The sequence below is a fragment of the Adhaeribacter pallidiroseus genome, assembly GCF_003340495.1.
Classification (GTDB): domain Bacteria; phylum Bacteroidota; class Bacteroidia; order Cytophagales; family Hymenobacteraceae; genus Adhaeribacter; species Adhaeribacter pallidiroseus.
The window spans coordinates 609,702-628,361 of sequence record NZ_QASA01000001.1; the positions used below are offsets into that span (position 1 = coordinate 609,702).

Sequence of the window (18,660 nt, forward strand, 5' to 3'; positions counted from 1 at the left end):
GTCGTTTTTTTAAATTTTTGGTTACAAGCGAGTTGAAATTTTAAAAAAGACGCAAAATTACTTGATCAACTCTATTCGTCGGGTAACCATCCCATTTTGGCCGCTCACCCGCAGGTAATAGATGCCACTAGCCAAACTGGTTAAATCATACAGATTAAGTCCGGTTTGATAACTTACTTTTTCATAGACTCTTCTGCCGAGAGCATCGGTTAAAGTTACGGTTAATCCCTGGGTAGCGTTAATGCCTTCCGATACCGCAATGGTTAAAGTTTGCGGCGTGGGTATGGGATAAATTTTAAAATCGGAGGCTTGCCATGGCTGTATGTAATCCACGTACTTTATTTTAATTATTTTGGTAAGAGAATCCACGCAACCATACTGGTTCGTAACCCGCAGGGTTACCGAATAATCTCCCGGCTGGGTATACTGAACGGTTGGGTTCTGTTCCCGGCTTTGCGTGCCGTTGCCAAAATCCCAGTGCCATTCTTTGGCCTGCCGCGAGGCGTCGGTAAACTGCACTTGCCCTTTAGCACTGGCAGGTACAGGATCGGGGGTAAAAGTAAAATTAACCGGGGTGTTGGCCGGAACAATAGTTACAGGAGTTAAAGCGCTTTCGTAAAGCGAATCAACGTTGCTGATGTAATACCTGGCGGCGGTGGTAATCGGTGGGGTAGTAAAAGCAGCTCCGGTTCCCAAGAGATTTGTCTTTTCTAAATCGGCGTAAAACCGGAACCGTTGACCGCCCGACGGACGAATGGTAGCAGTTGCGCCGATACAAACCGAATCGGTTTGCAGCACCACCACGTTACCGGTTTTTATTTGCTGGTATTTACTTAAAGCAGCTTGGGCTTGTTGTTTTAAATTGGGTAATGATTCCGCGCCTAATACAGCGAAGGCCAAGGTGGTACTTTCGCCCGGAGCTAATTTGTTTAAGGCGGCTCCTACTACCTGGGCAACATCGCTGCCTAAGTTTCCCGAATTTTGATAAAGGCGATCTGTATTCCGGAGCGCCGTAAATTTTTCGGCATCCGTAAAACCATCCCGTAAATTAAGTGCCTGGGCATCCTGCGCCGGATTATTAATGGCGTAAGTGGTAACGGCTTGCGGCGTGAGCAAACTTACTCCGGCGTATACGTTGGGCAGGTTCGGCTGATAGGTGTATCCCGTGCGCGTAACCGAATCCCAGGCGGCCGTGTTGTTGGTGTAATTGGCAATATCCCAGTCGGCAAACAGGCCGGCGTGCAAGTTGGTCAGCGAATCCTGGGTTGTATTGGTAATCTGATATTCCAGAATAACATACTGATTATCCGGGGCATCTTGCCAGGCAAAAGCTCGTTGTTTTACTTTAACCCCTACCATACCCGCAGCCGAGGATTTATCCTGAAATACTCCGGTCGCTTCTTCGTCGGCGCGCTTGCCTTCCTTTACAAACTGAATACCCGCTACTACCTGAAAGTCGTCATCTGATTTTAAAGCTTCGTTGCGGAGATTATCGGCTACTTTTTCGGGCGAAGTACCAATCATTAATCCGCCTTCGCTAAGCAGAGGACCAAAATTTTTAAATTTTACGCCTTCTCCATTCCCGGTATCCAGGTCGTTAAAACCAAAGTTACCGTTACTCGTCACCGTGGCATCTAAATCGTTTACAGTCAGTGTAATATAATTAGGATTCAGCGTAAGGGTGAAATACTGATAATCGGTGTACACGCCATCTGAAAACCCGTAACGGAAAACTACCGGCTGGTTAAAAGGAATATCGGGCCGGATAAGTACCTGAAAGGGCAATTCCAGATTCGTTTTGGAAGCTAGAGTAGCCATACTGCCGGCTGCAAAGGTACTCCGGATAATGGAAACGTAAGGTGAGGGAGAACTAAGCGTAACAAATAAATCTTCGGTGGGTGCCAGTATATTTTGGAAGGTACCACTAACGGACATCGTTCTACTCGCAAAAGCCCGCTGATAATCAACAATATTGTGGGTGTTTCGCACGGATTTGGGGGCACTAGCTGCTAATGCCCGGTATGCATTTACCCGGCCGTAGCCAAGCTTTTCCAGAAAATTTAGGTTATTGCCGGCACCGTAGTTGTTGTCGGCGGTTACCCGGAGCCGTTCCGCAATTTGCCGCGCGGTGTAGTCTGGAAAATGGTGCCGGAGTAAACCCGCTGCTCCCGCTACCACCGGCGAAGCAAAAGAAGAACCGCCCACCGCGGCGTAGGTATTTGTGCCATTGTTGCTGGTAGTGGTTACCTCAATACCCGGCGCGGTTAAATCTATTTGGTAGTTAAAGGTTTGGCTCGGGTCTTTTACATCGTTTTTATTAACCGCGCTTACCGCGAGTACATTTTCGTAAGAAGCCGGGTAAAAGGACGTTTCTTTGGGTGTGTTACCAGCCGCGGCCACCACAACCACATTTTTATTAATAGCGGCATAATTAATTACATCCTGCTCATACTGCGAGTACGGGTTATCGCCGCCCCAGGATAAATTAATTACCTGGCAACCACGATCAGCGGCGTACACGATACCTTCGTAGCCTTTAAAATTGCCATTGACCTGCGACGAGAAAACTTTAACTGGCAAATACCGGCAATTAAAGCCAATGCCGGCAATGCCTTTGTTATTATCCGGATCACCGGCTGTCATGCCGGTTACAAAAGTACCGTGACTATTCGGTCCCGATGGGTCATTATCGTTATCGGCCAGGTCCCAGCCCGAGAAGTTATCCGTAAATCCATCCTGGTCGTTATCCCGGCCATCCACGGGGTCGGCGTAGTTGTGCTTAATGGTGTTTTTTAAATCTTCATGATCGAGGCGGGTGCCAGTGTCCAGTATGCCAATTACTACAGAAGAATCTCCTTTTTCAATGTCCCAAGCCCGGTAAGCCTGCACTTGCTTTAAATAAAACTGCTTACCCGTTACCGAGTCGGCCAAAGGATCCGTTGGCTGATAAAGCAACTGGGGCTGGTATACGGGCTCTACGAAATCTACAAAGCCGGTTGCCAGCAGCATTTGGCGCAACTGGGTAAAAGAAAGATCGGGCCGTTGGTGTTGGATTTCGTACCACAGTGTTAAATCTACCTGCCCTGGTTTTAAACGGGGAAACGTTGCGGCTTTTGGAAATTTCGGCTGAAAAGAACGGGCTTTAAGCTGGGTTAGTACTAATTGTAAAGGGTCAGCCACCTGGCTGCCTTGTCGGCTACGATTTGCTGCTGCGGCATACTGGGGCTTTAATTTAAGGTATAAAGTATTGGATTGTATTTGCCCCGAAATAGGAGCTGAATCCGGAGACAGTATTTTTTGAGCAACAACACGTAGGCTAATAACCCACAAGTTTACTATTAAAATAAGAATAAGCAAACGAGTAATCATGCAAATATATAAGAAAACGAAATAACGAAACAACCCAGAGCAGCCGTAAAAATAGCGCGATAGTAAGTTAACGTAAATACAAATTAGAAGCTTCTTAAAATTAACAACCGTTTAGGATGTATCTAAGAATTGTTTTGGACCTAACTGGTAAATCAATACTCTTGTTCGTAATTCTTCTCAGGTACGTATTTTAATTTTTGAGAAGAGATTCTGGCTATTAGCGGTTCGTTTAAAAGTTACAATTTAAATAGCCTTCATTTCCGGCCAAATAACTTTGATTTTTTAAAAAGAGCAGTACAATGAAGCTGGTGTTCTTTCGAAAACGAAAAGAAGGTTTTTATTTATTTAAAATTTTCCTTTTTAAGGATTATAAAATTGTTGGTACCAAAGTATGCTGTAGAATTACTCCCCATAAAGCTGATCATTGGTCCCTTTTTAAGGCGCCAATGATCAGCCGCAATAGCTAGTAATCTTCTTTTTTACCCCAAAAAAGCAACAAGTTAGGATAAGTTGTTACCATTTATAAACTCAAATCCGGAGTAGCAGACAAAATTTTTAAAAAATTAGTTATCCGACGGGTTTAAATCAATATTCTCCAGTTCATCTATATTTTCTTCCATCAACTGCTTTAACTCTACATCTACGTCATTCATTACCAACAAGGCAAAGAAAATAGCTTCGTCGCTTTCTAAACCTTGTTGTGCTAAATTAGCGGCTATTACTTTCCAGCCCGCCTGGGCCAGAGAGTTCAAACCATTCTCGAAAGATTCGGCCGAGATGGTTTTTAAAACTTTATATTTCTTCATATAAGACGTTTGGTTTTGTTTGGAGGTTTTAAAGATTGCTTACGAGAATTTAATTCAAGAAGTCTATTTAAAGTGGCTTGTTATAGAATCATGGAAATGGTAGTATGCATAAAAATATAATCAGGTAATCCTTTTTAGGTATTGCAAACATGTTTTTAATTGATTTTGCCGCGGCTATTATATAATTAAAGATTCTTTGCTGTTTTGTTCTGCTTCGGTTAACCAAGTTCCTGATTGCTAATTTTCTACTTTTAATTTGAACTAAATATCATGTATGGAGCAGGTTCTGTTTACACGCAAAGCAACTGGTAATCCGGCATAAGTTCTAAAATATACTGGTTGATTCAGGAATAATTGTGATTTGTGCTTTTTACTTAGTAGCTTTAAAAGTTGAGCATATTTTAAAAAATTCATTTAATATTGGAATTTTACAGTTAAATTTTAAACTATAATTCTAAAAATTTAGTAAATTATTGCTTTGTGGGTATAATTAATAAACAAAAACTTTCTAGCGTATGAGTGATGTTCGGAATTATGAAATGTACAAAGGAGTTTTTCAGGGCTACAACTTAAATCCGGCTTATTTGGACGAAGTGTTTAGTCCGGCAGGGGAAGTGCTGCCGCATTATAGTTTAGTGCTCGACCAATTTCAGCACTTTACCGCCGAAGATTTTAAAGAATTAAACGAGCTGGCTAAAGTTTCGTTTTTTAACCAGGGGGTAACTTTCGCGGTTTACTCCGATAAAGCCCGGGGAGTAGAACGTATTTTTCCTTTTGATTTATTTCCGCGCATTATATCGGCCCAGGACTGGAACCATTTAGAACGGGGAGTCATCCAGCGCAATATGGCTATAAACCTGTTTATTCAGGATATTTATCATAAAAAGCAAATTTTGCGGGATGGCATTGTACCTCCGGAGCTTATTTTTAGTTCGAGCCATTATACCAAAGCCATGCTGGGGTTCAGCCCGATTGGTAACATTTATAACCATATTTCGGGCACCGATTTAATTAAACACAGCGACGGCGAATATTACGTGCTCGAAGATAATGTACGCTGCCCATCGGGGGTGAGCTACGTACTTTCGAACCGGGAAGCCATGAAAAAAACGCTGTTCAACCTTTTCCGGAAGCATAATATTTTGTCGGTGCAGGATTATCCCCAGCAATTATTAGCCATGATGCAGTCGGTGGCGCCCGAAACAGACAACGAACCAACGTGCGTGGTGTTAACGCCGGGCGTATATAATTCAGCTTACTACGAACATGCTTTTCTGGCCCTGAACATGGGAATTCCGTTGGTAGAAGGCCGTGACTTATTCGTGGACCGGAATTACGTGTACATGAAAACCATTTACGGCCCGCAAAAAGTAGATGTGATTTATCGCCGGATCGACGATCCGTTTATTGATCCTTTAGCTTTTAATCCCAATTCGGTGTTGGGAATACCCGGGGTTCTGGGCGCTTACCGCGAAGGAAATGTAACGCTGTTAAATGCTCCCGGCACCGGGGCCGCCGACGATAAAGCCGTTTACAGCTACGTGCCCGATATTATTAAATATTATCTGGCCGAAGAACCAATTTTAAATAATGTGCATACTTACCGCTGCGAACTGGAATCGGATTATAACTACGTGCTGGAACACATGGAAGAACTGGTGGTAAAACCCGTGGATGAATCAGGGGGGTACGGCATTCTGGTGGGCAGTTGTTCGACGCGCGAGCAACGCGAAGAATTAAAAAAAGCCATTAAAGCCAACCGCCGGAAATACATTGCCCAACCCATTATGTCGCTGTCGCTGCATTCTACTTTTATCGAAGACGAAAACAAGTTTGAAGGCCGGCACATTGATTTGCGCACCTATACCTTACTCGGTAAAGACAAGCAATTTGTATTAAAAGGCGGTTTATCGCGGGTGGCCCTTACCAAAGGCAGTTTAGTTGTCAACTCGTCGCAAGGCGGCGGCTCCAAAGATACCTGGGTATTATCTAAATAGTCCATAGTCGACGGACCCTAGACCACGGATTTTTTAACTGGGTGGTTAGATTGTTGAAGTGTTGGATTGTTGAATTGATGAATTGTTGAATTGATGAATTGTTGAATTGATTACTTGTTGAATCAGCAGTAAACCAAGAAAATCCGAAAAATTTAAATTTATGCGGCCTTTCAACTTGCCAACCATACAACTTTTTAACTTTTCAACCTGCAACCTGTAACTTTTAAACCTTACAACTTTAAAACCTTTCAACTTTACAACCAACCTGCAACTCTGATTATGTTATCAAGAATTGGTAATAGTTTATTCTGGATGGGGCGCTACATAGAGCGAGCCGAACACGTGGCCCGGTACACGAAAGTACATTACGTGTCGTCGTTGGATGCGCCGTTGGCCCAAAACAAGGAAATTGCGCTGGAATCTATCCTGGATATGGTGGGGGTGCAAGCCGCGTATTACCAAAAGCATGCCCAGCTTACCGACGATGATATTCTGTACTACATTACCCTTGACGATAGCAATCCTTTCTCGATTGCGGCGAATATCAACGGCATCCGGGAAAATGCCCGGGGTACCCGCGACAGCATTTCGATTGAGTTATGGGAAATTGTGAACCGGTTTTACCACAACGTAAACAATTACAACGCTGCTAAATTGCAACACAAAGGCATTTTTAATTTTTCGCGCGAAGTAGAAGAGTTTTGCACCTTGGCCAAAGGCTACGTTTCCAATACCTTAATCCGCAACGAAGTGTGGATGTTAATTTCGTTGGGCATTCACCTGGAACGCGCCATTCAGATTTCTAAAATTATTCTGAATAAATTATACGATGTAGCCAAGATTGACCCGTCGCAACAAGGTGGTACCCTTTATAGTTACCAATGGACCATGCTACTGAAAAGCGCCGAATCGTTCGATATGTTTCAGCGCCATTATAAAAACAATGCCACACGCCGCAATATCCTGGATTTTTTAATTTTTAATCCGTCTTTCCCCAAAGCGCTTACTTATAATTTAAATTATTTGCAGAATAACATTCAGGCGATTGGCTTTCAGGAAGAAAAAACCAAAGGTTCGCTTACTTTTAAGATAGGAAAATTAGCTACGCAACTGCAATTTTTAACGATAGAAGAAGTAGAGGAAAATGCCATCGAGTTTATGAACAAAACGCTGGAGAAACTTTTTAATCTGGCCCGGCTCCTGGAAGAAAAATACCTGATTTTTTAAAAAAAACGCTGCTACCGTTCTGTTCTAAGTACTTGGGCAAAAGTAACTAGTGCTTCACCAATTTAGTTTGTAGAAACAGGGGTAGCCTTTCTGCTAGCCGGAAACCTCTTTTTAGCCTAAATTTTTAATTCATAATTTCTGATTTTTAATTCGGCGGAGCACTGGCTGAATGTTTTAGAATAAGCGTCTGGTTTGAAAGAATTATAAATCGAACAACGAACAACTAATAACGACCAACTACTTATGGCTACCGAATACCACATTAACTATCATACGCACAATAGATACGATGCTCCGGTTACCGAAGCTTTTTTCGAGTTTTTAGTAGCGCCTTGCCAAGACAATACGCAGAAAGTAAGCAGTCTTACGTTTAGCAATTCGCTGGGGCAGGAGTTATACACGCACGGCAATCCTTTTAATTTTAACATTCATTGCCTGCGGTCTACGAAACACTTTAGCGATTTTAAATTTTCGATGAAGGCGACCGTGGAAAAAAGCCAACCCTGGTTTGCGGTAAACTCTTTGCCTTTTGCGGAGGAGCAAGCTATTTTGGCCGATCGTAAATTTTACATCGATCACCACCTGTACCTGGGCTTTACCCGTTTCACGAGTATTTTAGAATCTTACCACAGTCGACTTTTAAATCGTCCATTAAAACAACCGGTGTTTGACTATCTCACAAAATTAAACCAATATGTATACGAGTTGCTGGAGTTTGATCCGGTACCTACCAATGTACATACTACGGCCAGCGAAGTGTTTCATTTAGGAAAAGGCGTTTGCCAGGATTACACCCATTTGTTCTTGTCTATTGCCCGGCTCAACCGCATTCCTTGCCGCTATGTGTCGGGTTATTTAAACCAGGGCGGTAACCTGGTGGGCTCGGCGGTGATGCACGCCTGGGTAGAAGCCTTTATCCCGGGTTACGGTTGGTTTGGCTTCGACCCCACCAATAACCTTTTAGCCGGCATCGACCATATAAAAGCCGCGCACGGGGTAGATTACAGCGATTGTAGTCCAATTCGGGGAATTCTCAAAACCCAGGGCCAAAACCATACCTCGTACTACGTAGATGTGTTGGTCAATCAAATGCAGGAATCGGCGCAGCAGCAGTAAAATGAGATTAAAATGATTATTGTTCGCATAGCTAGGTTTCTAATTTCGATGCAACCCAGCTGATTCCTTAAAATTTAAAAAAACTACTTTTTTACTTTCAAAGATTCTTTCCAAACAGGTACAAAATCATACGTCGGGTAAAACTCGGTGGTAAAGGCTCCCCAGGCGCCTTGTTCAATAGCCAGGTTTAAGGTTCTGAGCTGTGATGCCGGAATTTTAACTGTTACTACCTGCCCAATGCCCATCATTACGTACCACGAAATTACCCGTGCCGATTTGGGCGGAAACTTTTCCCGGAATTTATTTACCGCCTGAATTTTATTCAACGAGTCCAGATTTTTATCCTGCTGGTGTTTCAGGAAAATAGAAATTAAAATACTATCGTTGGGAGTGGTCGGCGGCTTTTGAGCAGATGCAGTAAAAGCAAATAAACAGAAAAGGGAACAAGTTATAAACACGTTCATTTTTTTAAAATTAAAGAAGAAAAAGCACTGTATAGTAGGTAGAAGCATTGGGTTTTTAAAATTATACTGCGTTGTTAGCGCTTAATTTTCAAGTTTTTATTCAGCTAAAACCAAAAAAAAACGTAGGCAAGTACATGCTTTGGTGTCCGGCAAGTGGCCTGTACCAATAAGCTGATAATGCTATAACGTTTACGAAAATGAATGATAAAAAAAGAGCCATTTCCTGGGTAATTGGTTTAATTATACTGGCGGTAATACTAGGCGTTGGTTTTGCGGTTTTTAAATTTAAACAATCTGGTAAAGAAGTGGCTGATTATGTTGTGCCCAAAATATCCTTCCAACAGATGCAGCTAACCAACTTAACGCCCGAGCGCGCCGACGTAAAGATGCGGATGATTATCGATAATCCGGGACCCATTGGTTTTAAGATAGATAGTCTGTTTTACATTGTATCCATTGCCGACCAGGAGGTGGCCCGTACTACTTACCCGGATACCCTACGTTTAAAAGCCAAGGATAGTACCGAGCTTACCTTGCCACTCACTTTATATTACGACAAACTGAAAGACCTGACCGACCGGTTGGCCAACCAGGGCCAGGATAGCGTAATGTACCGCGTAAATGCAACTATATTTTCGGCCACCAAATTGCTTCCGAAAGATAAATTTGATTTAAAAGTCGAGAAAAAGCTGCCGTTAGTTACCGTACCCGACGTAAAAATAACGAACCTGAAAGTTAAGGATTTAAAGCTGAAGGGAGCCACGATGGAGGTAGAGGCAGCTGTGCGCAATCGCAACGTTTTTCCAATCAGTTTCAAAAATCTGGCCTATACCGTGCAAATCGAAGACAACGAAGCCGTGGAAGGCAACAAACCCGGTATTGTTAAAATACCGGCCAAAGGTTCTTCCAGCTTTACTATTCCGGTGCAGCTTACATTTAAAGAAATGGGTAAAACCGTACTCGATATCATCCGGGAAGGCAAAGATGTAAACTACAACGTCAAGCTAAAAACCGAGCTAACTTCCGAGTCGGATATAATCAAGAATAGCCAGATTAATATGAATACCACCGGTAAGTTAAAAACCATCACCGATGCCATAAAAGAAAAGGTAGAGGAGAAAAAAGCGGAGAAGAAAGAAGAAAGAAAAGAACGTAGAGAAGAACGCAAAGAGGAACGCCGCGAAGAAAGACAGGAGAAACGGGAAGCAGCGAAAAGTTAAATTAGAGTGAGAAAATAATAGTTGTTAGTCTATGAAAAGCAATTAACCAAAAGCCGGTAAATGGTAGGTTTACTAACCCTATATGTTACAGGTTGCCGAAGGTATAGGGGATTGTGTTGTAAGACATGTCGAAAAAATGCAGAACCGGCTTAGTAATCCGCATGCTGCTGGTTTATACTTGTACTAACCACCATTTTTTAATGTGTAACTAAGAGGAACTTTTAAATTTAAAAAACACAAAGACAGATTTATTTAAAACCAAAAGCCGGCTCATATAAGCCGGCTTTTGGTTTATTTTTTAAAAAAAATCAAAAATTTAATCAGCTCCATCGGTTTTAGCCCGGTTAATGGCATAGTTGCCGATTTTGTTGCCAGTTTCTAAGCCCGCCTGGCAATCGGCCCGGTAATGGATACCGCCGTACATGCGGGAATTCGACGCTTCCTGGGCCATCGCTGTAAAATCGGCGGCTTTTTCCGGCACTAAATAACCCAGTACCGTAGCCGCCGCGCCGCTAAAAGTAGAATGCCCCGAAATATACGCCGGGAAGTTAGGTACCCCGGTTAAAGTTTTAATTTTCGGATTTAACTGGCACGGCCGGGCGTTGAAGTAGTAATATTTCGTGTTCCAGCACATAATAGCCGCGTCCATTAACGAGGCGTTGAGTAAAGCGTAATTACGAGCCCAACGTACTTCGCTGTAGCCTTTTTTAACAAATTCTTCGGTAGCAATGGCATTCCAGTGACCGGGTGGGGTATAAGTGCCAACCCCATCGGCCCAATAATTAACAATGCGCATGCGGTCGCGGGTTGGATTTTCCGTATAGTTTAATATCTCATCCAGCTCTTTTTTCATTTGTTCGGAAGTGGCCGATGGGGGAGGACCGGGCCGTAAAGTGGCTACCGTTTCGGTACCGAAAAGCAAAGGTTTTACATTCCCGAAAAACGGTAACATCGGCGGGCGTTTAGGCGTTTCTAACGAATACCACGGCGTTTCGCCCTTGGCTTTGCAGTCATCTTCCAGTTTGGTCCACAAGGTTGGGTTACCGCCAGCTGTACCCATGCCATCGGTTTTAGCACGCTGAATAATTTTGCGGGCCACCCACCGACCTAAGGAATCGCCGGCTACTATATCGCTTTTTACGTTGGCGCCACTCCATAAACGGTAATTTTTTTCTTCTTCCGCCATCTTCTTCAGATATTCCAAATCCGCCGGAAATAATAATTTCATCATTTCTACGGAAGCTCCGGCTATTACAGCGTCTTCGGAAGGATAAGCTGCTAATTCACTCTTGGGGATAGCCGTTTGAATAGAATTATCTACCTGGTAAGGAGCCGGACGATTAAATTCACTTTTAAAATGGTGCGCCATTACCAAGGCATCGTACTGCGCAACGCTCACGTAAGCATAAGCGCGAGCCGCATACGGCGGATTAGAAAAAGGAAAAATAGGATAAGCAAAAGGGTTAGCGGCACTGGGTACCGGGTAGGTGTTATCTTCTTTTTGGTAGGGCGGTAAATTATGCTTGGCTACTAATTCCCGCATAATTTCATTCCACCGCAATACACTTCCAGCTTTCCAGTAGTTTATAATCCGTTTTTGTTCTGCATTTAAATTAGTAGTCATACCTTTTAATTCCTGCAGTTCTTGCTGGTAGGCCGTCGAGTTGGTAGGCTGCGGGGCAGGTACCGGAAAATCAGATGGCGAGGTTGCAATCAGGGTGCTCCAGTTGCCGGCGTTAGCATCTGTTTTCTGGGGTTGCAAAGCCGGATATCCTGCATTATTTTCTTCAATTTCTTTATCGCAGGACACTAAATGGTACGCGCAAAAACAAGCACTTATGTAAATAAAAAACTTTTTCATTGGTATTACAGGATTGATTTATTTGGCAGATTTAGGAGATAAGTTAAAAATATAATCTACGCCGGCCATAAAACCGGTAGCTTGCCCCACGTTGCGACCAGCCACGGTATGCCAGGCGTTGGCGTGGAAGCCTAAGGCCGGTATCTTGGCCAAATAATGTTTGGCTTCTACGCCTACTTTGGTGCTGTTCATCTGATTACTCACAAAAGGCATGTCGTTTTTGCGAATATCAAAACCGCCAAAAGTAGTCATGTTATCCACAAAGGCTTCGGCAATTAGGCGAGGGGTGCGATAACCGGTGCGGAACTGAAAATTACCGGCATCGGGCATTTCTACTTCGTGCGAATTAATCTGGTGATCCGTGTAATAAGCAGAACGATCAATTTCTACGTTGCTGCGGTGCAGATAAGCGCCCGAAAGAGTAAAGAAGAGTTTGCTCACCTGCACATCCGCAATTAAACGGCCACTTAAAACCCGGCTGCCTAAACCAATGCACATGGGTAAGAAATCAACGTTGTACTTGTTAGACGGGGTGGAGTAACCTCCTACCGCAAAAAGCGAAATATTCTGTTGGCCCAACTGTTGCTGCCAGGCCTTGTATTTTACAAAAACGCCCACGTCCTGAAAGCCGCCTAAACCATATAAGGTACCCTGGGTAGCCTTAACTTTAATGTAAGGCAAAGAAGCCATAATGTTTAAATTGTTTTTTAGACCGTAATTCAACATCAGCATTGCCGATTTAGTGGATACTTCGCCTAAATTAGCATTATCGCGTTTAAAAGTGCCTTCCCAATAATTAGTCCAGCTGTTGTAGCCAACGGAACCGGCCACGCAAAGCTTACGCTCGCCCATCATTAGGGCATCTTGTTCGGTTTGGGCCTTAGCCACGAGGGAAGTAAAAACAAGCAGTAAAAAGGTAATTTTAAGATAAAGGGGGTAAAAGTTTGTTTTCATGGATGATTAATGGATCATTAAGATAAAAATTACAAAAAAATGGCGGTAGAAAAGAAGTTTACTTTTGAGAGGAAGCAGGAAAAATCATAAACCAGAATAAAAAAGTATAAAACTTTACGTGCATCATCATTAAAATACAAAGGTGTTAACCAAAGTCAACAGCATCTTTTTAGAGCTATATGGTTTCTAAATTAAGAAAAAATTAAGTAATAGTTAAACTTACCGCCAACAAAAAATTAAAAATATACTAATAAATGCTAAAATATAGCCAAAACAAGGCTTTGAACCGGAAACATTATGGAATATATTACGTAGCAAATTTTTTGCTGAATAGGGTATTGAATCCGGGAAAGCCTTATTAAAGCTTTTTGTACGGGATCAACCATCCGGCAAGGTGTTCTAAAGAGAAACGGTTTATTAAATAGTTTCCCGTTCCAGCCACTCCAGCTCACCCGGTAGTTCCCGGCAATTAAATTCCAGGTGAATGACCCGGCGGTGTTTATCGTTCTCGGTTTTAGCCGAAGCGTGCAAGGTTAAAGGCTTGAGTAAATGCACTCCGCCCTTTTTTACGTTACAGGTTTTTATTTCGCCTACCTCTCGCAATGCGGCTATTTCCTGGTCGGTTAGAACGGAGAAGTGGGTTTTAGGAATAACTTTTAACGCCCCGTTCTTTTCGTTGGTATCGTCCAAGTGAATGCGCACGGTGTAAGCCGATTGCAGGTACTCCAGGGGCGGAATGACGCTGGTTACGTGATGTTTATGCGTCCAGCCGCGGAAGCCATCGGTATCTACTTTTGTTTTTACGTTGATCGGTACATCCTGGTGCCAGGTAACAAACCAGTTTGACTGCGGGGGTTTATCGAAGTAAATAGCCTTGGTTAAAAAATAATCTTTCCCGAATCCTTCTTGTACCAGGGTGCGCAAATTACTGTTAAAAAGTACTTGCTTTAAATTGGGAAGCTCCTGTAATAAACACCGGATGGCGAATAAATCTTCGGTTTTTTTAAAACGCGTTGGGTCTTCGGTGGCCCGGGTTATTATGGAAAGCACGCGGCCCATTTCTTTGGAAGTATAGATATTATCCAGAATAGCAAAGCCCCGCTTTTTTACCTTGGTCAGGCTGGCGCCCAGTTCCACCAGCTTTAATTCCCGCTCGTACAGTTCGGTGGTGTTCTGGGCTTTATCGTAAACCCGCCGTTTAAGCCGTTCGGGTTTTAGTACTTTAATGCAATCGCCAAAACCTAGGATTTCGCGCTCTAATTCAAAATTAATTTGTACGGTTAGCTGAATAATAATGCCGTTGTTTACCGTTTCGATTAATTGCTGCGATTGGTGAAAAGGTTTGGTTAAAACGTATGGCGCATTTTCGCGGTTAATGTACAACACCACTTCTTCCGGCGCTTCCTGCTGGTTTACCGTTACGCCTACCACGTGTTCAAAGTAACGAGCCAGATCTATTGTGTTATTTTCTAGATACTTTTCCGTTGATTCCGCTACTGCATTCATCCGGTCTAGGGCCAGGTTCATGATTGGCTGGTTTTTACCCCGGGTACCCAGCACAAACCAGCGGTTGCGGTATTCTTTTAAAAAATAAGGATGAAAGGTAAAGGTGTTGGCTTCCCGGGCTTTAAACGATTGATACGTAAGGGTAATACCTTTCTTTTTCAGAATGGCCTGGTAGATAAAATCCAGGTATTCCAGGCCTTTCAACCCTTCGTTTTTCTCCAGATCGATAATTGGCGCTTGTTTGGTTTTGGCCGTATGGATGCGGTCTTCGAGGCGTTGCACCATGCCGTTTAACTCGTTAAAATGAGTAAACCCTTTAAACTGCCGCAGTATTTCTACTACTTCGGTTAGTTTACCTAAGTCCTGGTCGGTTAAGGGAATGTTGGTAATGGAGTAATCCGGATCTTCGTACACGTAGTATTTTTTATCCACCACCACAATGGGCGCATGGTAGCCCAACTTTTCGCTGCGCATCATCTGCAAATCCATCTGAATCGATCGACGACTGACGCCCTTGTCGATGCCTTCGTATTCGTACAAAGCTTCCGAACAAGCTTCCACTAAATCTTCCAGAGTCCATTGGCGATACTTATTGCGCAAACAATTATCAATAGTGCGGTACCGGATTAAGGCATTGCGGTTTACGGGCATGAATATAAATTTTACCAAATATATTAAAATTAATTTATACTGCGCAAAAACACTGCGCAGTGCCGCTTTACCTTTGAGGCATAATTTTAAAAAATGAGAAAGCGGATACAAGAAAAACTGCGCGCAGTTGAAAAAGAGTACGGGGTAAGTATTTTGCTCGCCTGCGAAACCGGCAGCCGGGCCTGGGGGTTCTCCTCGCCCGATAGCGACTACGATGTCCGGTTTATTTACCGGCATCCGGCTAGTAATTACCTTGCCCTGAATGAGCCACAAGACCATATCGAATACCTGAAAGAAGATTTAGATCTGGTGGGTTGGGACGTTCGCAAAAGCTTGAAACTTTTGCTGAAATCGAATGCAGCCATGTTCGAGCGGTTACAATCCCCGATTATCTACCAACAACAAGGTAATTTCCGGAAACAATTACAGGCATTAGCTCCAGCTTATTTTTCTGGCCAAGCCGGATTGCACCATTACGCCAGCATGGCTTTTAACTACTATAAGACCTGTGTTCCGGCGGAGGCGGTTAAACTAAAAAGTTACTTTTATCTGTTACGGACCACTTTAGCTAGTCTATGGATTGTAGAGAAATGCCGCATACCTCCAATGTGGTTTCAGGAGCTTTTGCCTTTGGTACAAGATGCCCGAATAAAAAATAAAATAGATGAATTGCTCCTGCTGAAAGCCGAAATGAACGAAACGTACCTGCACCCCAAAGAAGCAGCGCTGGAACAATATTGCTGGCAAATTTTAAATTATTGCGAACCGTTTAAAAATGCGTTTACCTCACCACTTGGGGCTGTTCAAAAACTAAATAATCTGTTCCGGACCATTATAACCGAACCATGGCCTTAACCATAGAAATTTTAAAAATTAAAAAATACCTGTTATTTGAATGCATTAGCGGCAGCAAAGCTTACGGCCTCCACACCGTTGCGTCGGATACCGACATAAGGGGCATATTTGTGTTACCCCAAAACGAATATTATGGTTTAAACTACGTGGAGCAACTCAGTAATGAGAGCAACGATGTGGTATATTATGAGCTAAAGTGTTTTGTAGAACTGCTGGCCCGTAACAACCCCAACATGCTGGAATTACTAAACACGCCCCAGGACTGCATCACATATAAACACCCACTTTACGACCAGTTTCAACCCGAACTGTTTTAATCGCGGCTTTGCCAAAGCACTTTTGCCGGTTATGCCCTCACGCAAGTAAAGAAAGCCAAAGGCCTGAACAAGAAAATTGTTAATCCCATGGAACCGGAACGTAAATCGGTGCTGGACTTTTGTTATGTGGTGCAAGGCCAAGGCTCCGTAGCACTGCGGCAATTCTTACAGGTAAAAGAAATAAACCAGGAAGATTGCGGCTTAACTAAAATTCCGCACATGCCCGATTTGTATGCTTTGTTTTATAGTCCCGAATTTAAATTTAAAGGCATTGCGCCCCGCGAAAATGCCAACAATGTTTCGCTTAGCTCTATTCCCAAAGGTTTAGAGCCCATGGCGGTGCTATCGTTTAACAAAAATGCGTATTCTACTTACTGCAAAGAATACCAGGAATACTGGGAATGGGTAGCAAAGCGCAACGATGCCCGTTACCAGAATACGTTGTCGCATGGAAAAAATTACGATGCCAAAAACTTGATGCATACGTTCCGGTTACTCGCCATGGCCGAAGAAATTGCCCGGTCAGGGGAAATTAACGTGCGCCGCCCTGACCGGGAATTTTTACTTAAAATCTGCGTCGGCGCTTTTGAATACCCCGAACTGGTAGCCATAGCGGAAGCCCGCATCGCTAAAATGGACGAGTTATATGCGCAATCTAAACTCCCGGAAGTACCGGATTTAGCTAGCATCAATCAAGTTTTGGTGCAGGTTAGGAAAGAATTTTATAAGTAAAATCTTCTACGCAAAAAGACTGCGCACAGCTTCTGTTTTTTGCTTTATCATTTACCTTATTCTTCATACTCTTCTTAAAAAATGGGTTTTTAATTTTTTCTATGGAAAAAGAAGATGTAGGATGAGGAGCAAAACCAAAAAAGAATGGAAACTAAACCGTTAACCGGGAATGATTTACTAACCCTCGGCTATCCCGAAGGAAAAATTATAGGCATTGCCTTAAAAACTTTACAAACGCATTTTACCAACAGTACTTTAAAAGAGCAAACCCAAATACTGCAAGCGGTTTTAGCAGCTCCTGCTGCTTATCAAGATCACCCTACCTTAGCGCCAATAGCCACTGTTTTATTAGAACCCAAATTTGAAAAATACCTGCCGTTACCGGATTCTTATTTACCATTTGCCGTGTACGACAAAGCAGGCATTGAAGAAGGCGCTTTAAAGCAGATGCGTACCGCCATGCGTTTGCCGGTAGCGGTGGCTGGTGCCCTGATGCCGGATGCTCACCAGGGTTACGGCTTACCCATTGGTGGCGTATTAGCTACGCAAAACGCCGTAATACCGTATGGGGTAGGTGTGTATATTGGCTGCCGGATGTGCCTGACGATTTACCCGGTGCCCGCTAGCTTTATAGAACAACAGCGGCAACCGTTAAAGAAAATTTTGTTGGCGAACACCCGTTTTGGTCGTGCCACTTTTCATAAACCATTGGAACACGCCGTAATTGACCAGCCGGAGTTTACCGAAATTCCTGTATTACGGACCTTAAAAGACCGGGCTTTTGCGCAACTGGGTTCTTCGGGCGGGGGTAACCATTTTGTAGAATTTGGCATTGCTGAGATTCCAGCTGGTCCGAACGAATGGAATCTCGCCCCGGGCAATTACCTGGCTATTCTCTCGCACTCTGGTTCGCGGGGGATGGGTGCTACCATTGCCGGCCATTATACCAAGTTAGCTATGGCCGCTTGTCCGTTACCGCCCGAAGCAAAACATTTAGCCTGGCTCGATTTAAATACCGAAGCCGGCCAGGAATACTGGCGGGCCATGAATTTGGCCGGTGATTATGCCTCGGCTTGCCACCACCAGATTCATCAGCGATTAGCAGCAGCTTTAGCACTGGAACCACTCGCCAGAATAGAAAACCACCATAACTTTGCCTGGAAAGAAAAAGACGCCTCTGGTAACAACTTAATAGTACACCGCAAAGGTGCCACCCCGGCCGGCAAAGGAGTACTGGGCATTATTCCGGGCTCAATGGCTACCCCGGGGTTTATTGTCCGCGGTAAAGGAGTAGTGACCTCGATAAATTCGGCTTCGCACGGGGCAGGGCGTACCATGTCGCGTACCAAGGCTAAATCTATGCTTTCGGTAAATCAGGTGCAACAGTATTTGCAGGCAGCCGGAGTAGAAGTGTTAGGTTCCGGCCTGGATGAGGCACCCATGGCCTACAAAGATATTCACCAGGTAATGGCGGCGCAGCAGGATTTAGTAGAAGTAGCAGGCACTTTTTACCCCAAAATAGTCCGGATGTGCGGCGACGAGCAGTATAAAGAAGTGGATTGATTTTGATATTTCTAAGTAATAA

General features: G+C 43.6%; 14 protein-coding genes. 8 read left to right on the plus strand and 6 right to left on the minus strand.

The window, feature by feature from the left end; translation table 11 throughout:
* Nucleotides 1-57: 57 nt before the first annotated feature.
* Together AHMF7616_RS02235 and AHMF7616_RS02240 are read right to left on the minus strand one after the other, a co-directional pair.
* Nucleotides 58-3,369 carry a S8 family serine peptidase gene (locus tag AHMF7616_RS02235; RefSeq protein WP_115371402.1) on the minus strand — a complete coding sequence of 1,104 codons (3,312 nt, stop codon included), beginning with the start codon at nt 3,367-3,369 and terminating at the stop codon, nt 58-60.
* Between the two features lie 563 nt (nt 3,370-3,932).
* Entirely contained in the window at nt 3,933-4,175 is a 243-nt protein-coding gene (locus AHMF7616_RS02240) for a hypothetical protein (protein ID WP_115371403.1), read from the minus strand.
* A gap of 515 nt (nt 4,176-4,690) precedes the next feature.
* Between AHMF7616_RS02240 and AHMF7616_RS02245 the strand changes: the two genes are divergently transcribed.
* From AHMF7616_RS02245 to AHMF7616_RS02255, 3 genes are all read left to right on the plus strand, one after another.
* A complete protein-coding gene (locus AHMF7616_RS02245; RefSeq protein WP_233507271.1) occupies nt 4,691-6,172 on the plus strand; it encodes a circularly permuted type 2 ATP-grasp protein in 1,482 nt (493 codons plus the stop codon).
* A 279-nt stretch (nt 6,173-6,451) separates the two neighbouring features.
* The gene (locus tag AHMF7616_RS02250) at nt 6,452-7,399 is read left to right on the plus strand and encodes an alpha-E domain-containing protein (protein WP_115371404.1); all 948 of its coding nucleotides are present in this window, start codon (nt 6,452-6,454) and stop codon (nt 7,397-7,399) included.
* Nucleotides 7,400-7,642: 243 nt separating this feature from the next.
* Complete coding sequence (locus tag AHMF7616_RS02255; RefSeq protein WP_115371405.1) at nt 7,643-8,515, plus strand: transglutaminase-like domain-containing protein; 873 nt, start codon at nt 7,643-7,645, stop codon at nt 8,513-8,515.
* 83 nt (nt 8,516-8,598) lie between these two features.
* Here AHMF7616_RS02255 and AHMF7616_RS02260 read toward each other — a convergent pair whose 3' ends face one another.
* Nucleotides 8,599-8,979 carry a hypothetical protein gene (locus tag AHMF7616_RS02260; RefSeq protein WP_115371406.1) on the minus strand — a complete coding sequence of 127 codons (381 nt, stop codon included), beginning with the start codon at nt 8,977-8,979 and terminating at the stop codon, nt 8,599-8,601.
* 197 nt (nt 8,980-9,176) lie between these two features.
* On the opposite strand from AHMF7616_RS02260, the gene AHMF7616_RS02265 reads away from it, so the two are divergent.
* Nucleotides 9,177-10,199 carry an LEA/WHy family protein gene (locus tag AHMF7616_RS02265; protein ID WP_115371407.1) on the plus strand — a complete coding sequence of 341 codons (1,023 nt, stop codon included), beginning with the start codon at nt 9,177-9,179 and terminating at the stop codon, nt 10,197-10,199.
* 316 nt (nt 10,200-10,515) lie between these two features.
* Here the strand turns inward: AHMF7616_RS02265 and AHMF7616_RS02270 are convergent, their stop codons facing one another.
* From AHMF7616_RS02270 to AHMF7616_RS02280, 3 genes are all read right to left on the minus strand, one after another.
* Complete coding sequence (locus tag AHMF7616_RS02270; protein WP_115371408.1) at nt 10,516-12,060, minus strand: vanadium-dependent haloperoxidase; 1,545 nt, start codon at nt 12,058-12,060, stop codon at nt 10,516-10,518.
* Between the two features lie 18 nt (nt 12,061-12,078).
* Entirely contained in the window at nt 12,079-13,014 is a 936-nt protein-coding gene (locus AHMF7616_RS02275; protein WP_115371409.1) for a hypothetical protein, read from the minus strand.
* A gap of 417 nt (nt 13,015-13,431) precedes the next feature.
* Nucleotides 13,432-15,171: a WYL domain-containing protein gene (locus tag AHMF7616_RS02280; protein WP_115371410.1), complete on the minus strand. Its 1,740-nt coding sequence runs from the start codon at nt 15,169-15,171 to the stop codon at nt 13,432-13,434.
* Nucleotides 15,172-15,264: 93 nt separating this feature from the next.
* Here AHMF7616_RS02280 and AHMF7616_RS02285 point away from each other — a divergent pair, with 93 nt between their 5' ends.
* From AHMF7616_RS02285 to AHMF7616_RS02295, 4 genes are all read left to right on the plus strand, one after another.
* Nucleotides 15,265-16,026, plus strand: coding sequence for a nucleotidyltransferase domain-containing protein (locus tag AHMF7616_RS02285; RefSeq protein WP_115371411.1), 762 nt, complete (start codon nt 15,265-15,267; stop codon nt 16,024-16,026).
* The gene (locus AHMF7616_RS26960; RefSeq protein WP_233507275.1) at nt 16,017-16,343 is read left to right on the plus strand and encodes a DNA polymerase beta superfamily protein; all 327 of its coding nucleotides are present in this window, start codon (nt 16,017-16,019) and stop codon (nt 16,341-16,343) included. The genes AHMF7616_RS02285 and AHMF7616_RS26960 overlap by 10 nt, the downstream gene beginning before the upstream one ends.
* Before the next feature lie 87 nt (nt 16,344-16,430).
* Nucleotides 16,431-17,075, plus strand: coding sequence for a hypothetical protein (locus AHMF7616_RS26965; RefSeq protein WP_233507278.1), 645 nt, complete (start codon nt 16,431-16,433; stop codon nt 17,073-17,075).
* 144 nt (nt 17,076-17,219) lie between these two features.
* Nucleotides 17,220-18,638: an RtcB family protein gene (locus AHMF7616_RS02295; RefSeq protein WP_115371412.1), complete on the plus strand. Its 1,419-nt coding sequence runs from the start codon at nt 17,220-17,222 to the stop codon at nt 18,636-18,638.
* The last annotated feature ends 22 nt before the right edge of the window (nt 18,639-18,660 follow it).

Coding starts and splice junctions, on each gene's coding strand:
- AHMF7616_RS02235 (WP_115371402.1), bottom strand. CDS start 3,369: ATGATTACTCGTTTGCTTATTCTTATTTTAATAGTAAACTTGTGGGTT.
- AHMF7616_RS02240 (WP_115371403.1), bottom strand. CDS start 4,175: ATGAAGAAATATAAAGTTTTAAAAACCATCTCGGCCGAATCTTTCGAG.
- AHMF7616_RS02245 (WP_233507271.1), top strand. CDS start 4,691: ATGAGTGATGTTCGGAATTATGAAATGTACAAAGGAGTTTTTCAGGGC.
- AHMF7616_RS02250 (WP_115371404.1), top strand. CDS start 6,452: ATGTTATCAAGAATTGGTAATAGTTTATTCTGGATGGGGCGCTACATA.
- AHMF7616_RS02255 (WP_115371405.1), top strand. CDS start 7,643: ATGGCTACCGAATACCACATTAACTATCATACGCACAATAGATACGAT.
- AHMF7616_RS02260 (WP_115371406.1), bottom strand. CDS start 8,979: ATGAACGTGTTTATAACTTGTTCCCTTTTCTGTTTATTTGCTTTTACT.
- AHMF7616_RS02265 (WP_115371407.1), top strand. CDS start 9,177: ATGAATGATAAAAAAAGAGCCATTTCCTGGGTAATTGGTTTAATTATA.
- AHMF7616_RS02270 (WP_115371408.1), bottom strand. CDS start 12,060: ATGAAAAAGTTTTTTATTTACATAAGTGCTTGTTTTTGCGCGTACCAT.
- AHMF7616_RS02275 (WP_115371409.1), bottom strand. CDS start 13,014: ATGAAAACAAACTTTTACCCCCTTTATCTTAAAATTACCTTTTTACTG.
- AHMF7616_RS02280 (WP_115371410.1), bottom strand. CDS start 15,171: ATGCCCGTAAACCGCAATGCCTTAATCCGGTACCGCACTATTGATAAT.
- AHMF7616_RS02285 (WP_115371411.1), top strand. CDS start 15,265: ATGAGAAAGCGGATACAAGAAAAACTGCGCGCAGTTGAAAAAGAGTAC.
- AHMF7616_RS26960 (WP_233507275.1), top strand. CDS start 16,017: ATGGCCTTAACCATAGAAATTTTAAAAATTAAAAAATACCTGTTATTT.
- AHMF7616_RS26965 (WP_233507278.1), top strand. CDS start 16,431: ATGGAACCGGAACGTAAATCGGTGCTGGACTTTTGTTATGTGGTGCAA.
- AHMF7616_RS02295 (WP_115371412.1), top strand. CDS start 17,220: ATGGAAACTAAACCGTTAACCGGGAATGATTTACTAACCCTCGGCTAT.